Origin of the sequence: Spiroplasma endosymbiont of Monopis laevigella (assembly GCF_964019975.1) — a bacterium.
Lineage (GTDB): Bacteria > Bacillota_I > Bacilli_A > Mycoplasmatales > VBWQ01 > Spiroplasma_E > Spiroplasma_E ixodetis_A.
The window spans coordinates 445714-470317 of record NZ_OZ026473.1 but is presented as its reverse complement, the minus strand read 5'-3'; the positions used below and the strand labels follow the sequence as shown (position 1 = coordinate 470317).

Annotated in this window: 20 protein-coding genes and 4 pseudogenes; 16 read left to right on the top strand and 8 right to left on the bottom strand. The window is 24.4% G+C overall.

What is annotated here, in order from left to right; genetic code table 4:
* The first annotated feature begins 33 nt into the window (after positions 1-33).
* Positions 34-393 (top strand): IS3 family transposase, encoded by a 360-nt coding sequence (locus tag AACK94_RS02725; protein ID WP_338976111.1) that lies wholly within the window; start codon positions 34-36, stop codon positions 391-393.
* On the opposite strand, the gene AACK94_RS02720 is transcribed toward AACK94_RS02725, so the two are convergent.
* Entirely contained in the window at positions 390-1628 is a 1239-nt protein-coding gene (locus AACK94_RS02720; RefSeq protein WP_338976320.1) for an IS256 family transposase, read from the bottom strand. The genes AACK94_RS02725 and AACK94_RS02720 overlap by 4 nt on opposite strands.
* 75 nt (positions 1629-1703) lie before the next feature.
* Here AACK94_RS02720 and AACK94_RS02715 point away from each other — a divergent pair.
* Positions 1704-1997: pseudogene (locus AACK94_RS02715) on the top strand (transposase); the annotation flags it as partial.
* Here the strand turns inward: AACK94_RS02715 and AACK94_RS02710 are convergent.
* From AACK94_RS02710 to AACK94_RS02700, 3 genes are all read right to left on the bottom strand, one after another.
* On the bottom strand, positions 1994-2137 hold the full coding sequence (locus tag AACK94_RS02710) for a hypothetical protein (RefSeq protein ID WP_338976110.1): 144 nt from the start codon (positions 2135-2137) through the stop codon (positions 1994-1996). The pseudogene AACK94_RS02715 and the gene AACK94_RS02710 overlap by 4 nt on opposite strands.
* Positions 2138-2209: 72 nt before the next feature.
* Positions 2210-5167: an AAA family ATPase gene (locus AACK94_RS02705; protein WP_338976109.1), complete on the bottom strand. Its 2958-nt coding sequence runs from the start codon at positions 5165-5167 to the stop codon at positions 2210-2212.
* An 82-nt stretch (positions 5168-5249) separates the two neighbouring features.
* Positions 5250-5849, bottom strand: a complete 600-nt coding sequence (locus AACK94_RS02700) for a hypothetical protein (protein WP_338976107.1) — start codon at positions 5847-5849, stop codon at positions 5250-5252.
* A 232-nt stretch (positions 5850-6081) separates the two neighbouring features.
* On the opposite strand from AACK94_RS02700, the gene AACK94_RS02695 reads away from it, so the two are divergent.
* Positions 6082-7320, top strand: a complete 1239-nt coding sequence (locus AACK94_RS02695; protein WP_338976319.1) for an IS256 family transposase — start codon at positions 6082-6084, stop codon at positions 7318-7320.
* A gap of 525 nt (positions 7321-7845) precedes the next feature.
* Here the strand turns inward: AACK94_RS02695 and AACK94_RS02690 are convergent.
* The 4 genes from AACK94_RS02690 to AACK94_RS02675 all read right to left on the bottom strand — a co-directional run bounded on the left by AACK94_RS02690 (position 7846) and on the right by AACK94_RS02675 (position 13113).
* Positions 7846-9084, bottom strand: a complete 1239-nt coding sequence (locus AACK94_RS02690) for an IS256 family transposase (RefSeq protein ID WP_338976317.1) — start codon at positions 9082-9084, stop codon at positions 7846-7848.
* A gap of 57 nt (positions 9085-9141) precedes the next feature.
* Positions 9142-10743: an APC family permease gene (locus tag AACK94_RS02685; protein ID WP_338976106.1), complete on the bottom strand. Its 1602-nt coding sequence runs from the start codon at positions 10741-10743 to the stop codon at positions 9142-9144.
* A 142-nt stretch (positions 10744-10885) separates the two neighbouring features.
* Positions 10886-11251, bottom strand: coding sequence for a hypothetical protein (locus AACK94_RS02680; RefSeq protein WP_338976105.1), 366 nt, complete (start codon positions 11249-11251; stop codon positions 10886-10888).
* Positions 11236-13113 (bottom strand): hypothetical protein, encoded by a 1878-nt coding sequence (locus tag AACK94_RS02675; RefSeq protein WP_338976103.1) that lies wholly within the window; start codon positions 13111-13113, stop codon positions 11236-11238. The genes AACK94_RS02680 and AACK94_RS02675 overlap by 16 nt, the downstream gene beginning before the upstream one ends.
* A gap of 334 nt (positions 13114-13447) precedes the next feature.
* On the opposite strand from AACK94_RS02675, the gene AACK94_RS02670 reads away from it, so the two are divergent.
* From AACK94_RS02670 to AACK94_RS02610, 13 genes and pseudogenes are all read left to right on the top strand, one after another.
* Positions 13448-13765 carry an ATP-binding cassette domain-containing protein gene (locus AACK94_RS02670; protein ID WP_338976102.1) on the top strand — a complete coding sequence of 106 codons (318 nt, stop codon included), beginning with the start codon at positions 13448-13450 and terminating at the stop codon, positions 13763-13765.
* A 192-nt stretch (positions 13766-13957) separates the two neighbouring features.
* Positions 13958-15196 (top strand): annotated as a pseudogene (locus tag AACK94_RS02665) (IS256 family transposase).
* Positions 15197-15238: 42 nt separating this feature from the next.
* Positions 15239-15589 (top strand): annotated as a pseudogene (locus tag AACK94_RS02660) (transposase); the annotation flags it as partial.
* A 223-nt stretch (positions 15590-15812) separates the two neighbouring features.
* Positions 15813-16930 (top strand): annotated as a pseudogene (locus AACK94_RS02655) (IS3 family transposase).
* A 188-nt stretch (positions 16931-17118) separates the two neighbouring features.
* On the top strand, positions 17119-17775 hold the full coding sequence (locus AACK94_RS02650; RefSeq protein ID WP_338976099.1) for a hypothetical protein: 657 nt from the start codon (positions 17119-17121) through the stop codon (positions 17773-17775).
* 274 nt (positions 17776-18049) lie between these two features.
* Complete coding sequence (locus AACK94_RS02645) at positions 18050-18526, top strand: hypothetical protein (RefSeq protein WP_338976098.1); 477 nt, start codon at positions 18050-18052, stop codon at positions 18524-18526.
* Between the two features lie 37 nt (positions 18527-18563).
* Positions 18564-19184: a hypothetical protein gene (locus AACK94_RS02640; RefSeq protein WP_338976097.1), complete on the top strand. Its 621-nt coding sequence runs from the start codon at positions 18564-18566 to the stop codon at positions 19182-19184.
* 18 nt (positions 19185-19202) lie between these two features.
* Positions 19203-19937: a hypothetical protein gene (locus AACK94_RS02635; RefSeq protein WP_338976096.1), complete on the top strand. Its 735-nt coding sequence runs from the start codon at positions 19203-19205 to the stop codon at positions 19935-19937.
* Positions 19938-20196: 259 nt separating this feature from the next.
* Complete coding sequence (locus AACK94_RS02630; protein ID WP_338976095.1) at positions 20197-20985, top strand: exonuclease domain-containing protein; 789 nt, start codon at positions 20197-20199, stop codon at positions 20983-20985.
* Positions 20986-21145: 160 nt separating this feature from the next.
* Complete coding sequence (locus AACK94_RS02625) at positions 21146-21274, top strand: hypothetical protein (protein ID WP_255495891.1); 129 nt, start codon at positions 21146-21148, stop codon at positions 21272-21274.
* Positions 21275-21558: 284 nt separating this feature from the next.
* A complete protein-coding gene (gene mnmG / locus AACK94_RS02620) occupies positions 21559-23442 on the top strand; it encodes a tRNA uridine-5-carboxymethylaminomethyl(34) synthesis enzyme MnmG (RefSeq protein ID WP_338976094.1) in 1884 nt (627 codons plus the stop codon).
* A gap of 165 nt (positions 23443-23607) precedes the next feature.
* Positions 23608-24105, top strand: a complete 498-nt coding sequence (locus AACK94_RS02615; protein WP_338976093.1) for a hypothetical protein — start codon at positions 23608-23610, stop codon at positions 24103-24105.
* Entirely contained in the window at positions 24080-24370 is a 291-nt protein-coding gene (locus tag AACK94_RS02610) for a hypothetical protein (protein WP_338976092.1), read from the top strand. Before AACK94_RS02615 ends, AACK94_RS02610 begins: the two co-directional genes overlap by 26 nt.
* Positions 24371-24604: the final 234 nt, after the last annotated feature.

Sequence of the window (24604 nt, the reverse complement as noted above, 5' to 3'; positions counted from 1 at the left end):
GCAAATAATAAATCTAAATATAAAATTCGCACAATGTGTCATTTTTTAAAACTCTCTAAATCAACATATTATTTTAATTTAAAGAAAAAAAATAAAATTCAAAATAATATTTATGAACAAACTGTTATTATTGCTTTTAAAGAAAATAAAGAAGTTTATGGTACTAGAAGATTAAAAGTCATACTAGCAAACCAAGAAATTTATTTATCACGCAGAAAAATTAAAGAAATTATGAATAAGCATAATTTAATATCAAAATACACTAAATTATCATTCAAAAATTATCATAATAAAGTCAATGATAGTCAAATAACCAATCTTGTTAATAGAAACTTTAATAATAGAATGAGGCTTTTTAATAATCTGTGTATCTTTGTTTTACAAAGTTACTAATTTAGATTAATTCTGTCTTCAAATTTTATCATAAAATGAGCAATTGCTGTATTTCAATTTTGAATAGGCAATGTTCATTTTTTTGTTATATTTTCAATTGCCAAGTAAAATATTTTGAAAACTGCCATATCATTAGGAAAAACTTTTTTATTTCTGATGATTTTTCGTAATTGACTATTAACAGATTCAATAGCATTTGTAGTATAAATCACTCTTTTGATTTCTACTGGATAACTAATAAAAACCATTAAATTATCTCAATTTTTATATCAAGATTTAGTAATTTGAGGATATTGTTTATTTCATTTACTTTCAAACGATTCTAAAGCTTGCATTGCTTGTTCTTCACTACATGCACTATAAATTGGTTTTAAATCTGCAACTAGACCTTTTCGATGTTTGTATGAAACATATTTTAAACTATTTCTAATTTGATGAACAATGCATAATTGATGTTCTGTTTTAGGATAAACTGATTGTATTGCTTCTGACATGCCTGTTAAATTATCACTACAAGCAATAAGAATATCATTTAAGCCACGATTTTTCATTTCTGTGAAATTAGATAATCAAAACTTAGAACCTTCATTTTCACTAATTCATAATCCTAAAACATCTTTTTTGCCTTCTAAATCAACTCCTAATGCTATATAAACTGATTTGTTAATAATCCGTTTATCTTGTCGTACTTTAACTACTATACAATCAAAATAAACAATAGGATAAATACTTTCTAATGGTCGATTTTGTCATGCTTTAACATCATCAATAACATCATCAGTAATTTGACTAATAACACTTTCACTAATATCAGCACCATGATATAACTCTTGCAACTGCATTCTAATGTCAGATAATGTCATTCCTTTTGCATACAAGGAAAGAACTTGTTGATCAAAACCATCAAATCTTCTTTGCCTTTTAGGAACTATTACAGGAGTAAAATTACTATTGCGATCTCTTGGTACATCAATTTCAATTTTACCTTGTTGAGTTATTAATTTTTTTGAACTTGTACCATTACTAGCATTTTCAGTAGTACTATGTTGATTTTTTTCATATCCTAAATAATTTTGCATTTCAGAATTCAACATTTTTTCAACTAATCTTTTTGTTAATTCTTTATATAAACCGCCAGATTTAAAAACTGTTGTTAAATCTTCAGTATTTTCTAGTAATAAATCTACTGCTTTTGATATTGGATCATTATTATTAAAGTTATCTTTTTTAGCCATCTGTAACTCACTCTTTCTAGTCATTTAATTATATTTACTAGAATTAATTAAACATAGTTATTTTTGTAAGTTACACAGATTACTAAACATTTCCGATATAAAAATTGAGATAATTTAATGGTTTTTATTAGTTATCCAGTAGAAATCAAAAGAGTGATTTATACTACAAATGCTATTGAATCTGTTAATAGTCAATTACGAAAAATCATCAGAAATAAAAAAGTTTTTCCTAATGATATGGCAGTTTTCAAAATATTTTACTTGGCAATTGAAAATATAACAAAAAAATGAACATTGCCTATTCAAAATTGAAATACAGCAATTGCTCATTTTATGATAAAATTTGAAGACAGAATTAATCTAAATTAGTAACTTTGTAAAACAAAGATACACAGATTATTAAAAAGCCTCCCTAAAAATAATATTGTTTTCTTTTCAATTATTTTTGAACTAATAAACTTAATGTTTTCTTCTACATTTTTGTCTAAACAATCTTTTGAATCTGCCATTTAATTTTGCATCTTTCTATTATAAATTAATTTAAATTTAACATAAAAAAGTAGTTATTACTACCTTTTTAATTAAACAACATAATTAACATTTTTCACTGATTTATCGCTTTCAATAATTTTTTTAGCATCTGCTAATTTAATGGCTACCATTTTCGTAATTCCTTGATTTTGCATAGTTGTCCCATATAATACATCACAATTTTCCATTGTGCCTGGACGATGAGTAACAATAATAAATTGCGTATATTGTGAAAAACTACGAACATATCTAGCAAAACGTTCTAAATTAGCTGGATCCAATGGCGCTTCAACCTCATCTAATATTGTCAATGGCAATGGCTTGACTTTTAAAATAGCAAATAATACTGCTAATGCAACTAATGATTTTTCACCACCTGATAATAAGTTTAAATTACTAATTCTTTTACCAGGAGGATTAGCAAGCACTTCCACACCTGTATTTAAAATATCATCAGGTGATGTATATCGTAAACTACAAGTTCCTCCACCAAATAAAGTTTGAAATGTTTCGGGCAATACCATATTAATATCTTTTATTGTTTCATCAAATTGCGTTACCATAACATTATCCATTTCATCAATAGCTGTTAACAACGATTGTGATGCTAATTGCAATTCATCATGTTTAGTTTTTAAACGTAAATAACGTTCATTTTCATTTTCAAATTCTTCAATAGCATTAATATTTACAAATCCTAAATCTTCAATCTCACTACGTAATTGTTGTACCAAATTACGTGCTTGTTGTTCATCTGCTAATGGTTCACTATAATGTTCTCTAGCATATTCATAAGTTAAATTATAAGTTTCAACTAAACGTCTTAAATGTTGTTCTACTTTTGACTCCATTTTTACTTGCTCAAGTTTTTGATTATTTAATTTATCACTAGTCATAAAATGTTCTTGATTTAAACTATATAATTCATTTTCTAAAGTTTGCATTTGTTCTAATAATTGATGTTTCTGTTTACGAATTAATTGTAATTGACTTTTTATTGTCGCTTGATCATATTTAGAATTTTCATATTGAATAAAAATATCATTTAATTGATTTGTAGTATCAATATCTAATTTTTTACCAGTCAATGTTTGATATTGAGTAGTTAATAATTGTGATTGATTAGTGATATCACTAATTTCACTAATCAATTTATTTATTGTTAAAGTAATTGTCAACTTTTGACCTTGATAATCATTTAATTCGCTTTCAATACTTGTTCTTTGGACATTTATATTAACTAATTGTTGTTCTAATGATTTAATTTCTTCTTTTAATTCAGAAACTATTAACTTTTCTTTAAAAACATTAATACTATTTTGATGTTGATAACCTCCAACAATAGCACCTCCAGCTTTAATTAATTGACCATCTAAAGTTACACATTGATATTTAGCAGCAATTAATTGTGAAATAACTCTTGCGCTTTCTAAGTCTTCACAAATAATAGTACGACCTAAAAGAAAATTAATAATCGGCTGAATTCTATTATCAACTGCTATAACTAAATGATGAGCAAAACTTAAATAACCCGATTTGCTATTAACAATAATTTCATCTTCTTTAGTCGCTGTTCGAACTTGAATTGAATTTAAAGGTAAAAAAGTGGCAATTCCCGCTTTATTTTGTTTTAAAAATTCAACAGCCTTGGTTGCATCTTTGTTAGTCGCCGTAACAATGTTTTTTAAAGTATTACCCAATACTTTAACAATCGCTTCACTATAAAGATCGGGCACCGAAATTAAATCACTCACTACTCCAATGATGCCATATAGTTTATCTTTATTATTTAAAATTGTTTGAACACCCAAATATTTTTGATTTTGTCGTTGTTGATAATTAATTACCGATTCTAATTGTGCTTTTTTTTCGCCTAAACCACGATGAATATTATTTTGTCCTAAAATTAAATCTTGATGTTGAACATTTAGTTCTTCAAATAAATTATTAATTTTATCAAAATTTTCTTGTTCTTTTTTTTGTAAAAAAGTTTTTTGTTCAATAATAGTAAGCAAAGCTTCAATTTCATTTTTTAATTTTTCAACTTCTGTTTGATCTTTTATTTCACTTTGTTTTGTTTTCATTAATGATTTTTGTTGTTCTAAAACTTGCAATAAACTATTAACATTAGATAAATTCATTTCTAAACTATTAATGTTTTTATCTAAATCATAACTTTTGTTTTTTAAAAATTTTAATTGTTGTTCATTCTTACTAATATTTAAATTAAGTTGTTGTTGTAAAATTTCATTATAATTTATACTGACTGTTGTAAGTTTTAATTGATTATGATATGTCTCCAAATCTTTAACAATAATAGTAATTTCATATTTTTTTAAATTATCACGTAATTCAACATAAGTTTTAGCTTTCTGTGCTTGTTTTGCTAATGGTTCAATTTTTCTACTTATTTCACTAATAATATCATTAACTCGAACTAAATTTTCATTAGTACGCTCTAATTTACGTAATGACTCTTCTTTCCTCTTTTTGTATTTTGAAACACCCGCAGCCTCTTCAAATAAAGTTCTTCTTTCTTCTGGTTTAGAATCAGCAAATTTTGAAACATTACCTTGACTAATAATTGCAAGTGAACCTTTAGCTAAACCTGTACCCATAATAATTTCTTGTACATCTTTTAAACGAACACGAGCTTTATTAATGTAATATTCATTTTCTGAACTATTACGAAAAGTTTTTCTAGTAATTTGTACTTCATTAAAATCAACTTTAAATATTTTATTAGTATTATCAAAAACTAAAGTAACTTGAGCACTATTTAATGGCTGTTTACCTTTAGCACCATTAAAAATTATATCTTCACTATTTTCACCACGTAATGATTTAACTGATTGTTCACCTAAAACTCAACGAATAGCATCATTAATATTAGACTTTCCAGAACCATTAGGACCAACAATACCTACAATATTAGTATCAAATTCTATTGTTAAAGGCTCTGCAAATGACTTAAAACCATATGCTTCAATTCTTTTTAAGAATGCCATCTTACCTCACCTATTTTAAAATATATATTTATATTTTACCATGAATCAGTTTAATATTTATTGCTAAGATTTAGCAGAAATATTACTTTATTTGCATTATTATTTGTTCTTTAATTGTTTTATAATAAAATTTATTAATTCACAAATAAAATAATGTAGTACTAATAATAGTACTAATAATTAACATTATAACTAAGATACTATTAATTCATAATGGAATTCCAATAATTGAATAATTAAAGTTGAGAATATTATAAGGATAAATAAAATTTTTAACATCATTTGTTTGTAAAATGCTGGCTCTAATATAAATATAAGTTAGATAAATAACTACTAATATAAATTGTTTTTTAATATTGATATTAAATTTATTTTTTTTAAAAGTTAAAATTAAAAAAGTAATCATCAATATTGGTGATACTAAATGATCTAAAAAGGAACAAAATAAAGATAAATTATTCAATTTTCAAAATCAATTAAGTTCTAAATCTAACTTTGAAACACTATCAATAAATATCCCCACTCAAAAAATAAGGGCAGTAATAGTTATGTATATTGTTAAATTAATTTGACTATAAATATTAGTGAATCTATTTGTCTGCTCTTTTTGATGATAAATTAAAGAAAATAAAAACCAAATATTAACAATAAATATTGTTTGAGAAGACCAAAATGATAACATTATATCAAAGTTTTGTAATACTATAGAATTATAAAAATTATCTTTATTAGTACTATTAACATATCAAAATTCAGTAAATACAGAAAAGATGATAGTCAATATTGATAAAATAAAAATGAATATACAGCTTAATAATTTGGAAATGTTTAGTAATCTGTGTAACTTACAAAAATAACTATGTTTAATTAATTCTAGTAAATATAATTAAATGACTAGAAAGAGTGAGTTACAGATGGCTAAAAAAGATAACTTTAATAATAATGATCCAATATCAAAAGCAGTAGATTTATTACTAGAAAATACTGAAGATTTAACAACAGTTTTTAAATCTGGCGGTTTATATAAAGAATTAACAAAAAGATTAGTTGAAAAAATGTTGAATTCTGAAATGCAAAATTATTTAGGATATGAAAAAAATCAACATAGTACTACTGAAAATGCTCGTAATGGTACAAGTTCAAAAAAATTAATAACTCAACAAGGTAAAATTGAAATTGATGTACCAAGAGATCGCAATAGTAATTTTACTCCTGTAATAGTTCCTAAAAGGCAAAGAAGATTTGATGGTTTTGATCAACAAGTTCTTTCCTTGTATGCAAAAGGAATGACATTATCTGACATTAGAATGCAGTTGCAAGAGTTATATCATGGTGCTGATATTAGTGAAAGTGTTATTAGTCAAATTACTGATGATGTTATTGATGATGTTAAAGCATGACAAAATCGACCATTAGAAAGTATTTATCCTATTGTTTATTTTGATTGTATAGTAGTTAAAGTACGACAAGATAAACGGATTATTAACAAATCAGTTTATATAGCATTAGGAGTTGATTTAGAAGGCAAAAAAGATGTTTTAGGATTATGAATTAGTGAAAATGAAGGTTCTAAGTTTTGATTATCTAATTTCACAGAAATGAAAAATCGTGGCTTAAATGATATTCTTATTGCTTGTAGTGATAATTTAACAGGCATGTCAGAAGCAATACAATCAGTTTATCCTAAAACAGAACATCAATTATGCATTGTTCATCAAATTAGAAATAGTTTAAAATATGTTTCATACAAACATCGAAAATGTCTAGTTGCAGATTTAAAACCAATTTATAGTGCATGTAGTGAAGAACAAGCAATGCAAGCTTTAGAATCGTTTGAAAGTAAATGAAATAAACAATATCCTCAAATTACTAAATCTTGATATAAAAATTGAGATAATTTAATGGTTTTTATTAGTTATCCAGTAGAAATCAAAAGAGTGATTTATACTACAAATGCTATTGAATCTGTTAATAGTCAATTACGAAAAATCATCAGAAATAAAAAAGTTTTTCCTAATGATATGGCAGTTTTCAAAATATTTTACTTGGCAATTGAAAATATAACAAAAAAATGAACATTGCCTATTCAAAATTGAAATACAGCAATTGCTCATTTTATGATAAAATTTGAAGACAGAATTAATCTAAATTAGTATCTTTGTTTTACAAAGATACACAGATTATTAAAAAGCCTCTGAAAAACATATTTTTTTAAATTTTTTATTTTAAATTTTCATTAAAATAAGCAAAGGAACAATTCTAAAATAAATTAGTTATAATTTATTTGAAAAAGTTAATTAACAATTTCTAAAATCTCTTGTTAATTACCTATAATAATGCATATAGTTTATCTCTAATATTTAAGATAACTATTCCTAAATAATAGCATGTATAAAACGTATTGCAAATAATATACAAAAATCATACTTTATATTACATTAATTTTACTAATTAAAATGATAAATAAAAACATCATTGATATTATATAAAAATAATAAACACTGTTATTATGAAATAAATTTTATTATTACATGAAAAAATAACAAATAAACAAATTAAAACAATAAATCCCTTCTAAATTAGAAAGGATTTTTATTCTAAAATTAATGTAAGAACAATTTAAAAAATAAATAATTGAGGCTTTTTAATAATCTGTGTATCTTTGTTTTACAAAGTTACTAATTTAGATTAATTCTGTCTTCAAATTTTATCATAAAATGAGCAATTGCTGTATTTCAATTTTGAATAGGCAATGTTCATTTTTTTGTTATATTTTCAATTGCCAAGTAAAATATTTTGAAAACTGCCATATCATTAGGAAAAACTTTTTTATTTCTGATGATTTTTCGTAATTGACTATTAACAGATTCAATAGCATTTGTAGTATAAATCACTCTTTTGATTTCTACTGGATAACTAATAAAAACCATTAAATTATCTCAATTTTTATATCAAGATTTAGTAATTTGAGGATATTGTTTATTTCATTTACTTTCAAACGATTCTAAAGCTTGCATTGCTTGTTCTTCACTACATGCACTATAAATTGGTTTTAAATCTGCAACTAGACATTTTCGATGTTTGTATGAAACATATTTTAAACTATTTCTAATTTGATGAACAATGCATAATTGATGTTCTGTTTTAGGATAAACTGATTGTATTGCTTCTGACATGCCTGTTAAATTATCACTACAAGCAATAAGAATATCATTTAAGCCACGATTTTTCATTTCTGTGAAATTAGATAATCAAAACTTAGAACCTTCATTTTCACTAATTCATAATCCTAAAACATCTTTTTTGCCTTCTAAATCAACTCCTAATGCTATATAAACTGATTTGTTAATAATCCGTTTATCTTGTCGTACTTTAACTACTATACAATCAAAATAAACAATAGGATAAATACTTTCTAATGGTCGATTTTGTCATGCTTTAACATCATCAATAACATCATCAGTAATTTGACTAATAACACTTTCACTAATATCAGCACCATGATATAACTCTTGCAACTGCATTCTAATGTCAGATAATGTCATTCCTTTTGCATACAAGGAAAGAACTTGTTGATCAAAACTATCAAATCTTCTTTGCCTTTTAGGAACTATTACAGGAGTAAAATTACTATTGCGATCTCTTGGTACATCAATTTCAATTTTACCTTGTTGAGTTATTAATTTTTTTGAACTTGTACCATTACGAGCATTTTCAGTAGTACTATGTTGATTTTTTTCATATCCTAAATAATTTTGCATTTCAGAATTCAACATTTTTTCAACTAATCTTTTTGTTAATTCTTTATATAAACCGCCAGGTTTAAAAACTGTTGTTAAATCTTCAGTATTTTCTAGTAATAAATCTACTGCTTTTGATATTGGATCATTATTATTAAAGTTATCTTTTTTAGCCATCTGTAACTCACTCTTTCTAGTCATTTAATTATATTTACTAGAATTAATTAAACATAGTTATTTTTGTAAGTTACACAGATTACTAAACATTTCCCATTTTGCTAATTTTGCTTGATGTTCTAAATTAAAAGTAAATTCACTATTCAATTCTACTTGTAAATTAGGATTTGTTTTTAAACGAATTTTATATTTTTTATAGTAATAAGCAAAGTATCAAGTTATTGCAAAAATCACATTACTTAAAATAAATACTAATTCAATAACCATAGCAACTATTGCACTTGAATCAGTTGCTGTAACTGCATCATAAATAATAGAATAATAATGTCAAACAAACATTAAACCTAAAGTTACTAAAATAAATGGAAAAGTATTTTTTTCATATCAATTTAGTTTTAATTTTTTATCTAATGCTAATTTTAATACTGTAATTAAAACCATGATATAAATAAACATTGTAATTACAGAAAAAGCTGATGATAAATTAGCAACATTAAAAGCTGATGAATATTGTTGATCAGGATGTGAAACTAACCAAATTCCTTTAATCAAATCAGGAATAACTAATCATAAAATTAACATAACAGATGTTACTATTAAATTAATAACTGCTGCTTTAACAGGAATTCCATCTTTATTTAAATTAAATAACTTATTAGAAATATATCCTTCTTTAGAAAGCGGCTGTAATGTGGTACCACCATATAAAGCGTTTTGCATTGCGATATTAATTTTTAAAGCTAATCCACTAATAATAATTATAATTGGACCACCATAGATAATTATTTTGCTTGTAAAAGGACTTCACGCACCCATATTCATATTTTGAACAAAGACTCTATATCCTAAAAAGAAAATTAATGAAATAACAACATAAAAAATTGTCATAATTATCATAATTAAAGTAATACCTTTACCAATATTTTTTTCAGGATTATTAACGTTTTTACCTGCTGTTGAAAAAATTTCAAAACCAGCAAAGAAAAAGAAACATGAAGTAAAAGTATTCATAAATCCAGCAAAAGAAAATGTACTCTCAGTAGTTCAGTAATTTCAATTTGATGAACCATTAGTTATTGCTAAACTAATTCCAGCAATAACTAAAAATCCGGCTGTTAATCACTTAATAATTGATGTTGTATGTGCCATTTTTTTATATATTTTAATCCCAGCAAAAATAACAGAAGCTGAAATCATATAAATAAAAATTCCAATGAAATCTAAATATAAATCAGAAAATGGTCCTCAATTAGCACTATACCATTGTGGTTGACCATTACTAATAAATTCTGGAGAAAAAGTTCCTCTAATTAACATCATTACTTGAATTGTCACAACAAATGGTAAACAAGCATATTGCATAAAACCTACTAATCAACCTCAGAATCTACCAAAAGTTGTCCTAACATAGATATATGCACCACCATTATTATCAGAATTATGAATTCTAGATAATTTTGCAAAAGCTCATGCACAATTACCCGCCACAAAACCAATTAATAAATACACTCATATTGCATTAATTCCAATTGAATTAGGTTTTCCAATATTAGATAATATTGCAAAATTACCAATAAAACCAATTCCTACTGCATAATTAAAACCTAATCAAACAAATTCTTTTAATGACAATCGTTTATGAGATTCATCACTCTTCATTATTTTTTCCTCCTTAATATTTTTAAAATTAATTGTAACATTTAAAAAGAAAAATAACAAAATATTTTTCATTAAATATTTTGTTATTAATTAAATTAATGACATATATTCTAATTTTAATGATAATAATTATTAAAACCATTTAAGTAAATAACAATCTACTATGTTCACTTATTGAATGTTGATTTTGCAAATCAACATTATTTATTGAAATTATTTCATCTTGTAATAAAGGAATTATTTCTCCTTTATGATGCTTTATTTCTTGTTCAATTTCTTTTTGATGTTGATCTAAATCTTCATTACTTACATTATTAATTAGAGATACTGTTTTCATATTTAGTTCTGTTTGATGAAATTGTCGATCAATAGTAACTAACTCTGTTAAATTCTCTAAATTATTTTCTGCTATTGTTTTATCGATTTGTGATTTTAAAGAAAATGGTTTATTATAAACAAAACCAAACCCAATTGAAACAAAAATAACACAGGCTAAAATAATAATCATTCATTTCCAACAAAATTATCTTTGGCATTTACTAATACTTTTTTTATACTTTGTAAATCAAATGAATTTATTTCATTTCAATCAATATTATCTATACGTTGTTGAATTTGACTTTTTATATTTTCGACTATTACTGGCAAACTTTTATATTTAAAAATATATTCAATTTCTTCTTTAGTAACTTTACTGAAAATACTACATATTTCGATTATTTTACTAAATGCTATTTTATTATCTTCTATTACTTTTATTGAATCCTTTTTTAATTGTTCAATTAAAATTTGAAAATCTAAATTTGAAATTTGCCTTCTTTTTATTACTAACATTTCATGCACTATTTTTATATTTGGCGATACTTCATGACCATTACGACGATAAGGGTACGGATATTTCATAACTATTTCAGCTGAAGCACCACCAAGTACAGATCTAAGTCAAGAATATATATATTGTATATTTTCAACATCTGTTATATTGCCAGTAATATTAAGTTTGGTTATTCCTGTAACGTGTTCTCTATTAAAAACTTCCATTGAAATAATAAAATCTTTAAAAAAAACAGAACTAAAATCATTCATAATATGTCCTGCTTCATGTATACAACTTTTAATTTTACCATCTCATGTTTTAATGTTAAAACTATTACCATTTATAATTGATGTAAAATATTGTTTTTTCAATGGTGATAGTTTCACTAATTGACTTGGTTTTAATTCTAAAATTTGTCATAAATAAAATGAACTTACTTGTTGTTTCGTCAATGATTTAACTTGTACTGGGGTCAATGATCTAATTTGTAGTGGTAAAAACTCTTGAATTTGTTTTTCCGTAAATTCTGAAATTTGTTCTTCTGTAAATTTTGAAATTTGTTTTGGTTTAAATCATGATATTTGTTCTGGTTTAAAAAATTTAATTTGTATTGGGGTCAATGCTTTAATTTGTTGTATTGTAAAAACTTCAATTTGTTCTCTTGTTAATGATTTAATTTGTTCTTCTGTAAATTCTGAAATTTGTCATGTTCATAATGATAAAATTTGTTCTGGTTTAAATCATGATATTTGTTTAGGCATCAATGATTTAATTTGTTCTTCTGTTAATGCTTTAATTTGTTGTATTGTAAAAATTTGTATTGGGGTCAATGCTTTAATTTGAGAAATTGTTAATAATAAAAAATGTTCTAGAGAAATTTTTGAAATTTGCTCTGGTGCTATTTCTGAAAATTGTGTCGGTGTTAATCAAAAAACTTCTCATAAAAATAATTTAGTTTTTTCTGGTGTAAACTTGTTAATTTGTTTTTCTGTAAAGGATTGAATCTGTTTTTGTGTAAAATACTGGACTTGTTCTGAAGTAAATCATGGGATTTGTTCTAGTTTAAATCATGGAATTTTAATTGGTGTAAATGCTTGAATTTGAGATGGTTCAAGCGATTTCATTTGTTTTTTGGTAAATGATTGTATTTGTTTTTCTGTAAATTCTGAAATTTGTCATGATTTGAATCATGAAATTTGTTCTGGTTTAAATCATGATATTTGTTTTTCTCTAATTATTGTAATATCTCATACTTGAATTTTTTGAATTTGTTCTTTTGTTAATGCTTGAATTTGTAATAAATTTAATTTATAAATTTTCATTATATTTATATTATCAATTGAATTAGTTTCCCTTTTAATTCTATTTAAATTAAAATCTAATATCGTTGTAATATTTTTATTATCAATTAACAATTGATTTCTTGTTATCATTTCATTATTTGTCATAGGTATTGCTATTGATAGATCATGTGTTTTTTTATTTTGTTGGTCAAAACTAAAAGCAGTTAACGTTCATACTTTAAATCAATAATTTGGATTAAAAATTTTCATAATTTATACTATCCTTTCTTTTTAGAAATAAAAAAACCACTTACTTTCAAAAATAAAGTAAAGGGTTAAAAACTTATATTCTTTTAATATTATCGTAATAATACACTATTTTAAAATAGTGTTATAAATAATGCTATTAATTGAAATTTTTATAAAAAAGATAACTTTTAAAAACATATTTAAAAAGTATTAACAATATTACTTAACTAAAAATAAAAAATGATTTACTCATATTTTAATTGTTAACAGCAGCAAGATGATATATAATGATTTATTAGAACCAAATTTAGATAGTGAAAATAGTAGTTTAAATTGAAAGGAGAGCAAATAAAAAATGTTAGAAAAAGAAACCAAAACAAATTTAACAGAAACAACACATGAAAAAAGAATTAAAAATAGTGACTTTCTAATTAATGCTACTGACATTGTTAAAGTATACGGTGATAAAACGGTTTTAAATAAATTAAATATTCAAATTAAAGCTGGTGAGCGAATTGGAATCATTGGTGCAAATGGTAGTGGTAAGTCAACACTGACAGAAATTATTGCTGGTATTAGACATGCAACTTCAGGAGTTATTGAAAAAAAAGAAGGTATTGTTATTGGTTTCCAATTTCAAGAATCAAAATATCCACCAGGGGAGGCTTTTTAATAATATGTGTATCTTTGTTTTACAAAGTTACTAATTTAGATTAATTCTGTCTTCAAATTTTATCATAAAATGAGCAATTGCTGTATTTCAATTTTGAAGGAAATGTTTAGTAATCTGTGTAACTTACAAAAATAACTATGTTTAATTAATTCTAGTAAATATAATTAAATGACTAGAAAGAGTGAGTTACAGATGGCTAAAAAAGATAACTTTAATAATAATGATCCAATATCAAAAGCAGTAGATTTATTACTAGAAAATACTGAAGATTTAACAACAGTTTTTAAACCTGGCGGTTTATATAAAGAATTAACAAAAAGATTAGTTGAAAAAATGTTGAATTCTGAAATGCAAAATTATTTAGGATATGAAAAAAATCAACATAGTACTACTGAAAATGCTCGTAATGGTACAAGTTCAAAAAAATTAATAACTCAACAAGGTAAAATTGAAATTGATGTACCAAGAGATCGCAATAGTAATTTTACTCCTGTAATAGTTCCTAAAAGGCAAAGAAGATTTGATGGTTTTGATCAACAAGTTCTTTCCTTGTATGCAAAAGGAATGACATTATCTGACATTAGAATGCAGTTGCAAGAGTTATATCATGGTGCTGATATTAGTGAAAGTGTTATTAGTCAAATTACTGATGATGTTATTGATGATGTTAAAGCATGACAAAATCGACCATTAGAAAGTATTTATCCTATTGTTTATTTTGATTGTATAGTAGTTAAAGTACGACAAGATAAACGGATTATTAACAAATCAGTTTATATAGCATTAGGAGTTGATTTAGAAGGCAAAAAAGATGTTTTAGGATTATGAATTAGTGAAAATGAAGGTTCTAAATTTTGATTAGCAAATTTAACATAAATGAAAAATCGTGGCTTAAATGATATTCTTATTGCTTGTAGTGATAATTTAACAGGCATGTCAGAAGCAATACAATCAGTTTATCCTAAAACAGAACATCAATTATGCATTGTTCATCAAATTAGAAATAGTTTAAAATATGTTTCATACAAACATCGAAAATGTCTAGTTGCAGATTTAAAACCAATTTATAGTGCATGTAGTGAAGAACAAGCAATGCAAGCTTTAGAATCGTTTGAAAGTAAATGAAATAAACAATATCCTCAAATTACTAAATCTTGATATAAAAATTGAGATAATTTAATGGTTTTTATTAGTTATCCAGTAGAAATCAAAAGAGTGATTTATACTACAAATGCTATTGAATCTGTTAATAGTCAATTACGAAAAATCATCAGAAATAAAAAAGTTTTTCCTAATGATATGGCAGTTTTCAAAATATTTTACTTGGCAATTGAAAATATAACAAAAAAATGAACATTGCCTATTCAAAATTGAAATACAGCAATTGCTCATTTTATGATAAAATTTGAAGACAGAATTAATCTAAATTAGTAACTTTGTAAAACAAAGATACACAGATTATTAAAAAGCCTCGAAGAACAAGCAATGCAAGCTTTAGAATCGTTTGAAAGTAAATGAAATAAACAATATCCTCAAATTACTAAATCTTGATATAAAAATTGAGATAATTTAATGGTTTTTATTAGTTATCCAGTAGAAATCAAAAGAGTGATTTATACTACAAATGCTATTGAATCTGTTAATAGTCAATTACGAAAAATCATCAGAAATAAAAAAGTTTTTCCTAATGATATGGCAGTTTTCAAAATATTTTACTTGGCAATTGAAAATATAACAAAAAAATGAACATTGCCTATTCAAAATTGAAATACAGCAATTGCTCATTTTATGATAAAATTTGAAGACAGAATTAATCTAAATTAGTAACTTTGTAAAACAAAGATACACAGATTATTAAAAAGCCTCAAACATGAAAAAACTTTAGTCGTGTTTGAGGTGATTCTATGCATAGAATTTGTTCTTATGTGGCTATGTTTTCACCAAGTTTAGCCGATTATTTTATTCAAAAGTTGGATGGGTTACACTTTATTGGACACTAATTACATAGACAAGTGAACAAATTAGTTAAAAGAAAGGAATTATAATTATGGTCACTATTAACTCATATTCAGATGAATTTAAAAAACAAATAGTAGCTTTATATCAAAGTGGCAAATCAGTATCTTGCCTTGTTAAAGAATACAATGTTACAAGAGCAGCTACTTACAATTGAATTAAGCAATTTACTAATTCAGGTAGTTTTAAAACTAAAGATAATCTTTCAGATTTAGAAAAACAATTAATTCAAGCAAATAAAGAATTAAAACAGTTACGAATGGAAATTGATATTTTAAAGCAAGCAGCACTAATAATAGGCAGAAAGTAGAGATTATTGCAAATAATAAATCTAAATATAAAATTCGCACAATGTGTCATTTTTTAAAACTCTCTAAATCAACATATTATTTTAATTTAAAGAAAAAAAATAAAATTCAAAATAATATTTATGAACAAGCTGTTATTAGTGCTTTTAAAGAAAATAAAGAAGTTTATGGTACTAGAAGATTAAAAGTCATACTAGCAAACCAAGAAATTTATTTATCACGCAGAAAAATTAAAGAAATTATGAATAAGCATAATTTAATATCAAAATACACTAAATTATCATTCAAAAATTATCATAATAAAGTCAATGATAGTCAAATAACCAATCTTGTTAATAGAAACTTTAATAATAGAATTAAAAATGAAGTTATTGTTAGTGATTTAACTTATGTTCAAGTTAATGGTAAATGAAACTATATTTGCCTATTAATCGACCTATTTAACCGCGAAATTATTGGACATAGTGTTGGAGTTAAAAAAGATGCATCATTAGTATATCAAGCATTTATGCAATCAAATCACTGTTTAAAAGATATTGAAATATTTCATACTGATCGCGGTAATGAATTCAATAATAAAACTATTGATAAACTTTTATTAGCTTTCAACATAACTCGATCTTTAAGCAAAAAAGGATGTCCTTATGACAATGCTGTTGCTGAAGCAACTTTTAAAACTTTCAAAATTGAATTTATTAATGATAAAAATTTTACATCATTAATCCAATTAAAATTATAATTATTTGATTACATCAATTGATATAAAAACATAAGAATTCACAGTACTCTAAACTACCTAACTCCAATTAGTTATCAAAAACAAATGTCTACCAAAAAATAGTCCTAAAAAGGGTTGCCATTCCAATATATAATTTAAATAACATAAATAATGACTTAAAAGTTTATTACAGTGAAATAAACTTAAAACAATTAGTTTTCATTAAGGAAAATTTAGGTAAAAATTATAATAAGATTTCAGCAATTGATAATTTTATTTTAGCTATAACATTAGGATTAATGCATGGTCCAATGAAGAAAAATGGTGAATCAATATATTTTTCCTTAGGTATGAGTAATCACACTTCAATGTCAGTTAACTATGTTAGAAAATATGCATTGAAACATAATCTTAAAAAACCAGAAGATAATATTTTTGAAAAAATAAGTAATCGTGTAAAACGTGTATTATCAAAAGCTCATTATTGTAATAAAATTGCTAATGTGAAGTTGGGTAATGCTTTAAAAATAAAAGATTATTTTGATATTAAACCTAAATTAATTTTTACATCACCACCATATTTAAATTTAATTAATTATACAAGACAAAATTGACTTAAGATGTGAATATTAGGATTTGATACTAATAAAGATAATAAAAACATTAAGTTAGATGATAGACATGATTTAGAAACGTATAAAATTTTTATGAAAGAGTATTTATTACAAATTTCAAAAATATGTAATAAAGATACTTCAGTTATTTTAGTAGTTGGTGATGCAAATAATAGAAAAGTATGTAATTATTTTGATATTATGTGGGATAGTATTAAAATTGAAATTCCATTAAGATTAGAAGAAACTTATGAAGATTCAATAATTCAAAAGAAAAAAGCTACTAATTCTCTTGGAAGCAAAGCTGGTAAAGCAACAAGAATTGATAAAATATATGTTTTTAAATTAAAATAAATAAAAATTAATTAACAGTAACTTTGTGTTACTTTTTTTTATAAAAGAAATTATTTTCGCACATTATTAATGATTATTAATTATTATTTTCAGCATTTAATAGTCATATATGTATGATTATGACATTCATAAAAAAATATGTTATATTGTTATTATTTTAATAAATGTTCATTACTAATATAGATTTTCTGATTTATTTATATTAGTTTTTTTATTAAATTATTTAGTTAAATAAACATATTTTATTTTATAGATTAGAAAGAGAGAAATAAAAATGCCTAATAACAAAAAAGAAAAAAAATCTAATTTACCTTTACCTGAGTTAGAAATTAATAATAATGAACTAGAAAATAATATGAAAGCAGAATTTCCCAAGAAAGATAAAGATGTTACAAAAAATGTTGGTAAAACAGTTAAAAAAAACTTAATTTTTATAGTTCCTCCCATTGTTGCAACAACAACAATATTAACAGGTGGTAGTGCAGCAGCAGCGCTTGCAGCAACAGGTTCTGCTGTTGTTGCAAGCGCTGCTATTGAAAACAAAATAAGAAATAATAAAACAAAAAAGGAAGTTAAAAAAAATCAAAAAAGAGAAGAACAAGAAAATCTAAATAATCGTTCTAATAGACAACCATTATCTGAATTAAATTCAAACATTAATAATTTTAATAATGATATGCTATCAGTTGCTAATAATTTAGAAACTAATGCAACACCCCTTTTACGTACTGAATCAGTAACAAGACTTTAAAAAAATATTTTATAGATTAGAAAGAGAGAAATAAAAAATGCCTGATTTTAAAAGATTGAATTCAAATGTGTCTTCATCATCTGAATTAGAAATTAATGATAATGAAAAAGTAAAGAAGTCTAGCGGAATACCATCACCAAAGAAAATTGCAAATAATGTTAAAAAACAATTTAAAAAAAATATGCCTATTATAGGACCTGTTGCAGTTGGTGGAGGATTACTATTAACAGGTGTTCCTGTAATAGGAGCACTAGCAGCAACAGCATCAACTGCTGTTGTCGCTTCTATTGCTGATAGAAAACTAGAAACTAATAAAGCAAAAAAAGAAAGTAAACAAAAAAATGAAATATTTAAAGAAGAACAAATGGAATGTTTCAAATCAAAATTAGCAAGTCAAAAAGCACAATATGATTATGAAAGAAAAACATTTGAAGTGGGACTGGTTGAAAAAGAAGTAGAAAACAAAAAATTAAAAATTGAATTAAAAATGTTAGATGATCATTTAGAAAAACTAAATAATAAATGTAATAGAGAACCATTGTCTGAATTAAATCCCAATATTAATCAGTTTAATAATAAAATAGTATTAGGTGCTAATAGTTTAGAAACAAATATAAATAATAGTGATAAAACAACATTAAGACCAAGTTTAGGTTAAAGGAAAGGTAGAAAAATTATGTTTGGATGATTAGATGATATTGCTAAAGGTATAGAAGATATTGGAAGAGGTATAGAAGATATTGGAAATGATATTGGTAAAGGATTGGAAGATGTTATATCAGATATTGGCTCAGGTATAGAAGATATTGGAAATGATATTGGTAAAGGATTAGAAGAAATTGGTAAAGGTGTAGATGATATTGGCTCAGATATTAGTGGCATTTGAGAAGATATTTCAAAAGGATTTGAGGATTTTACAAAAGACGTAGGAAATTTTTTTGAAAAAGGTTGACAAGGGATAGAATCATTTTTTAGTGATTTATTTGAAGGATTAGACTTTTTACTTTATGCTGTACCAATAGTTATTGGAGGAGCAATTGCTGCTGCAATAAGTGTCAAAATTTATAAGTTAATAACTAAACTGCAAAAAGATAAACTAGTACGAATGAATCTTAAAGATGCACAACGTCAAAGAAAAATTAATAAAAAAAATAGTCCTTTATTAGGAACACTTAGTGATAAAATTGTAAAAAGTAAAAATAAAATTAAAAAAAGAGAAGATAAACTGCAAGACGCAGAAAATAAATTAAAAAATTTAAAAGCAAAAAATCAAAAATTAGAAGAAAAAGAACTTAATAAACAAGTTAAAATAGCTAAAAAGTTAAAAAAAATTAATAATTTTCAAAATGAAGTAAATGATAGTGAACCATTAATTACTAGATATAATTCTTCACCTTCGTGTTCATTATAATATTTTTCTTATTTAAAAAAAGATTGCAACCGCAATCTTTTTTATTGTCAACAATATAATATTTTATTCATAATATTATTTTTATAAATTATATTAAGTTATTTGTTAAAGAATGATAATTAATTAATGAATTTTGCAAAAAATGAAGTTTTATAAGTAAAAATATAGTTACTCTAACTTATCAATGTTATAATTTATCAAAGGAATAACTAATATTAATTTATGAAAATTTAGATAGAAAGGTACTATTGCCATTAATATGTTTTTTAAAAGTGTAAAATTCAAGAAGACAAATGATGATTTTGAAACAGATGATAATTCTGAATCAAAAGGTAATATAGAAGGAAAACAAGAAATAATTACACCTTTTAAACAGTATAAAAGTAAAGATAGTAAAAATCTTTTTGCTAAAAAAATGTTATTAAAAAGAAAGAAATCAAAATTAAATAGTAAGAAAAAATTTAGTGTTCATGATTGAGGGATTGATAATACTAATTATGTTTTTATTGATTTTGAAATTGCAAATTCGAATAAAACAAGTGCTTGTCAATTAATTATGATAAAAGTAACACAAGGTAAAATTGTCAAAACTTATAGTTCATTAATTAAACCACATCCCGAAGAATTTACTTTTTCTCATGTTCATGGAATTACAAGTGAAAGCGTATCTTTAATGTCAAACTTTAAAGAATTATGAGTAGACATCGTTACTTTTTTTACTGAAAATACTGTTGTTATTGCTCATCACGCTAACTTTAACATTAATATCTTAAGATCATTAATTAATCATTATGATTTAAAATGTCCTAATTTTTTTTACATTTGTTCAGTTAAGTTATTTAGAAGAACATATGATTATCCTAATAACCGTTTAAGTGCTCTTGCTCATAGTAATCAAATTAAATTTGATCATCATGATCCATTGGAAGATGTTACCACTTTACATAAATTAATTAATATACATTTCAGTGAACATTACCATTTAAAAACTTTATGTAATAATCTTAATATTAAAATGGGGAAATTATTTGGTGATTCTTTATCTTAATTAATATAAGATGTATTTTTATATATAAAAATACTTTTTAAGTTTAAAGGTATAGTAAATAAAAATTTGCAAATTTAAAAATTAACATTATAATTATACTTATGTAGGGATATTAAGATAAATTATTTAAGTCAAATTGTATACAAAAGAGGTTACAGTTATGGAAAAAGAAATAGATGTTGCATATGTTTTATCACCATTGGATACAGTCACCAATGTTAATGACAAAAGTGTCTTTTCAATAAAAACACATCTTGTGCTAATAAATAAAATACTTAAAAGTAAGTAATTACTGGCTTTTAATTAGTATTAATGATTATTAATTAAAACAGTTGCTATTTTTAGGTGCAGCACTAATTCTTTAAATAATATTTATATCTTGTATAAAAGATAATGAATTATAATTGAGAAGATTATTAACTAAAATTCAATTTTATTTAATAAAAGTCTAAAAAGTACATGAATATTTTGCTTGTTTATGATAACATTACTAAAGAAATTAAAAATAAAATTTCTGATTTTTGATGTTATTAATTTTGATATGTAATATTTTATGAAATGGAGGTGAAATCAATGAAATATGACTATGAAATTATTGTAATTGGTGCTGGTCATGCTGGTGTTGAAGCGGCATTATCTTCTGCACGAGCAGGTCATAAAACCGCTATTATTACTCTTGATAAAACTAAAATTGCATTAATGCCATGTAATCCTTCTATTGGTGGACCCGCCAAAGGAGTTGTGGTTCGTGAAATTGATGCACTTGGTGGCGAAATGGCTAAAGCAGCAGATGCTACTGCTTTGCAAATGAAACTATTAAATCATTCACGTGGTCCAGCAGTTTGAGCTATTCGTGCTCAATCTGATAAAATTGCTTATTCACAATATATGCAAAATGCAATAAATAAACAAGAAAATTTAACAATTTTAGAAGTTATGGTACAATCATTAATAATTGAAGAAAACACTGCTAAGGGTGTTATTTTAGAGAATGGCGAAAAAATTACTAGTGAAATTGTGATTTTAACTACTGGCACTTATATGACAGCTTTAACTTTACAAGGTCATAATAAGAAATCAGAAGGACCAGATGGTCAAAGAACAAGTAATGGTATTTCTGAACAATTAAAAATTGTAGGCTTTAATATGATACGTTTAAAAACAGGAACACCACCTCGTATTAAAAAAAATAGTATTGATTTTGACAAAACTAATATTGAACTAGGTAGTGATTTACCTTTAGCATTTTCACATGAAACTAAAAATTTTTTACCATTAGCAAAACAGTTACCTTGTTATTTACTTTATACAAATGATAAAACTCATACCATTATTAATAATAATTTAGATAAATCACCAATGTATAATGGTGAAGCACAAGGTACTGGACCACGTTATTGTCCAAGTATTGAGGATAAAGTAGTACGTTTTGCTGATAAGCATCGTCATCAAATTTTCTTAGAGCCAGAATCACTTGCTTTGGATTCAATTTATGTCCAAGGTTTTTCAACATCGATGCCAATTGATGTGCAAGATAAAATGTTGAGAACATTACCTGGTTTAGAAAATTGTGAAGTATTAAAATGAGCATATGCTATTGAATATGATGCTTTTGAACCAACACAATTATGACCAACATTGGAAACTAAATTAATTAAAAACTTATTTAGTGCTGGTCAAATTAATGGTACTAGTGGTTATGAAGAAGCAGCGTGTCAAGGTTTAATGGCCGGAATTAACGCACATTTAAAAATAAAAAAAGAAAAACCATTAATTTTAAAGCGTGATGAAGCATATATCGGAGTTTTAATTGATGATTTAGTAACAAAAGGAACAGTTGAACCTTATCGTTTATTAACTTCTTTAGCTGAACATCGTTTATTATTACGAAATGATAATGCTCAAACAAGATTAATTAAATATGGTTATCAAGTTGGCTTAGTTAGTGAACAACGTTGATCACAATTTAAAATTCAACAAAAATTAATGTCTAATATTGTTGAAAAATTAAAAACTATTAAAGTTAGTCCCAATTCAGAAGTTGCTAAGTATATTAATAATAATAATTTAGGTCCAATTCCCGATAATCATATTATTGCTTATGAATTATTAAAACGTCCAGGTGTCAAATTATCAATGTTTACTTCACAGTTACCTTTAATAAATGATTTACAATATCATCAATTAATGGAATTAGAAATTACAATTAAATATTCAGGGTATATTAATCAACAACTAAAAATGGCGCAACAAACTAATAGTTTAGAAAAAAAACAAATTCCTGGTGATATTGATTATGATTTAGTAGAAAGTATTACTGGTGAAGCTAGAGAAAAATTAAAGCGTGTTAGACCATTAACAATTGGTCATGCTACAAGAATTTCTGGTGTTAGTCCTGCTGATATTCAAGTTTTATTATTTTTTTTAAAACGCAAATATCAAAATTTAAATATTTAATAAATTAGCGATTTTTTAATTAAGTTCGCTAATTTTATATATTAAATATTTTACTTGCATTTTAAAGTTTAAAGAAGATTTTGATTTGTGATGACCAAAAAAATTAAACAGTAATAAAAATTGTAAATCTGAAACAATGACACATATTTAAGGTGTGATAAATTTATGAATAATGAAAAACAAAAAGAGTATAAGAAAAAGTGATATCAAAAAAATAAAAAAAGAATACAAGAATATAAAAAAAGACCTGAAGTGAAAGCAAAAAAGAGAAAATATGATCAAGAAAAATATCAAAAAAATCAAGAAAAAATAAATCAATATAATCAAAGACCTGAAGTGAAAGCAAAAAATCAAGAATATGCTCAAAGACCCGAAGTGAAAGCAAGAAGGAAAAAATATTGGCAAAGACCCGAAGCGAAAGCAAAAAAGAAAGAATATGCTCAAAGACCTGAAGTGAAGGAAAGAAGGAGAAAATATGATCGAGAGTGATATCATAAAAATAAAGATAAAAAACGAAAATATAATCAAAGTTTCAAAACCAAAGTAAGAAAAAAAGAATATGCTCAAAACCCTGAAATGAAAGCAAAAAAGAAAGAATATGCTCAAAGACCTGAAGTGAAGGAAAGAAGGAGAAAATATGATCAAGCTTGATATCAAAAATAAAGAAAAAATGAAAGAATATGCTCAAAAGCCAGAAGTGAAGGCAAGAAAACAAAAATATGAGCAAAAATCCGAGGTAAAAGCAAAAAGGAAAATATATAATCAAAAATGATATCAAAAAAGGAAAAAAACAAAACAAGAATTACAATTTAATAATAATTATCAAAAAGAAGTAATGGTAAATGCAATCAACAAATTAGCTGATGAATATCCTCCTACTGCACATGTTTTAAGTGAAAATCAAAAAATTTGAAAATCTTATTTATAAAATAAAAATAAATTAAAAAAATGAATTGATAAAAAATAAATCTAATTCTTTTTCATGTAAATCATATATAACAATTTTCTTTTCACTCAAAATAAAATTAAGTTGTGATATATAATTTTTATCAATTAATTTAATTAAAATACTATCAGTATCTTTATTATATTTAAATTGAAAATTATATAAACTTAAAAGTGATGATGCTACAAGATTATTGCTTGTTTTTAAAACAAAAAT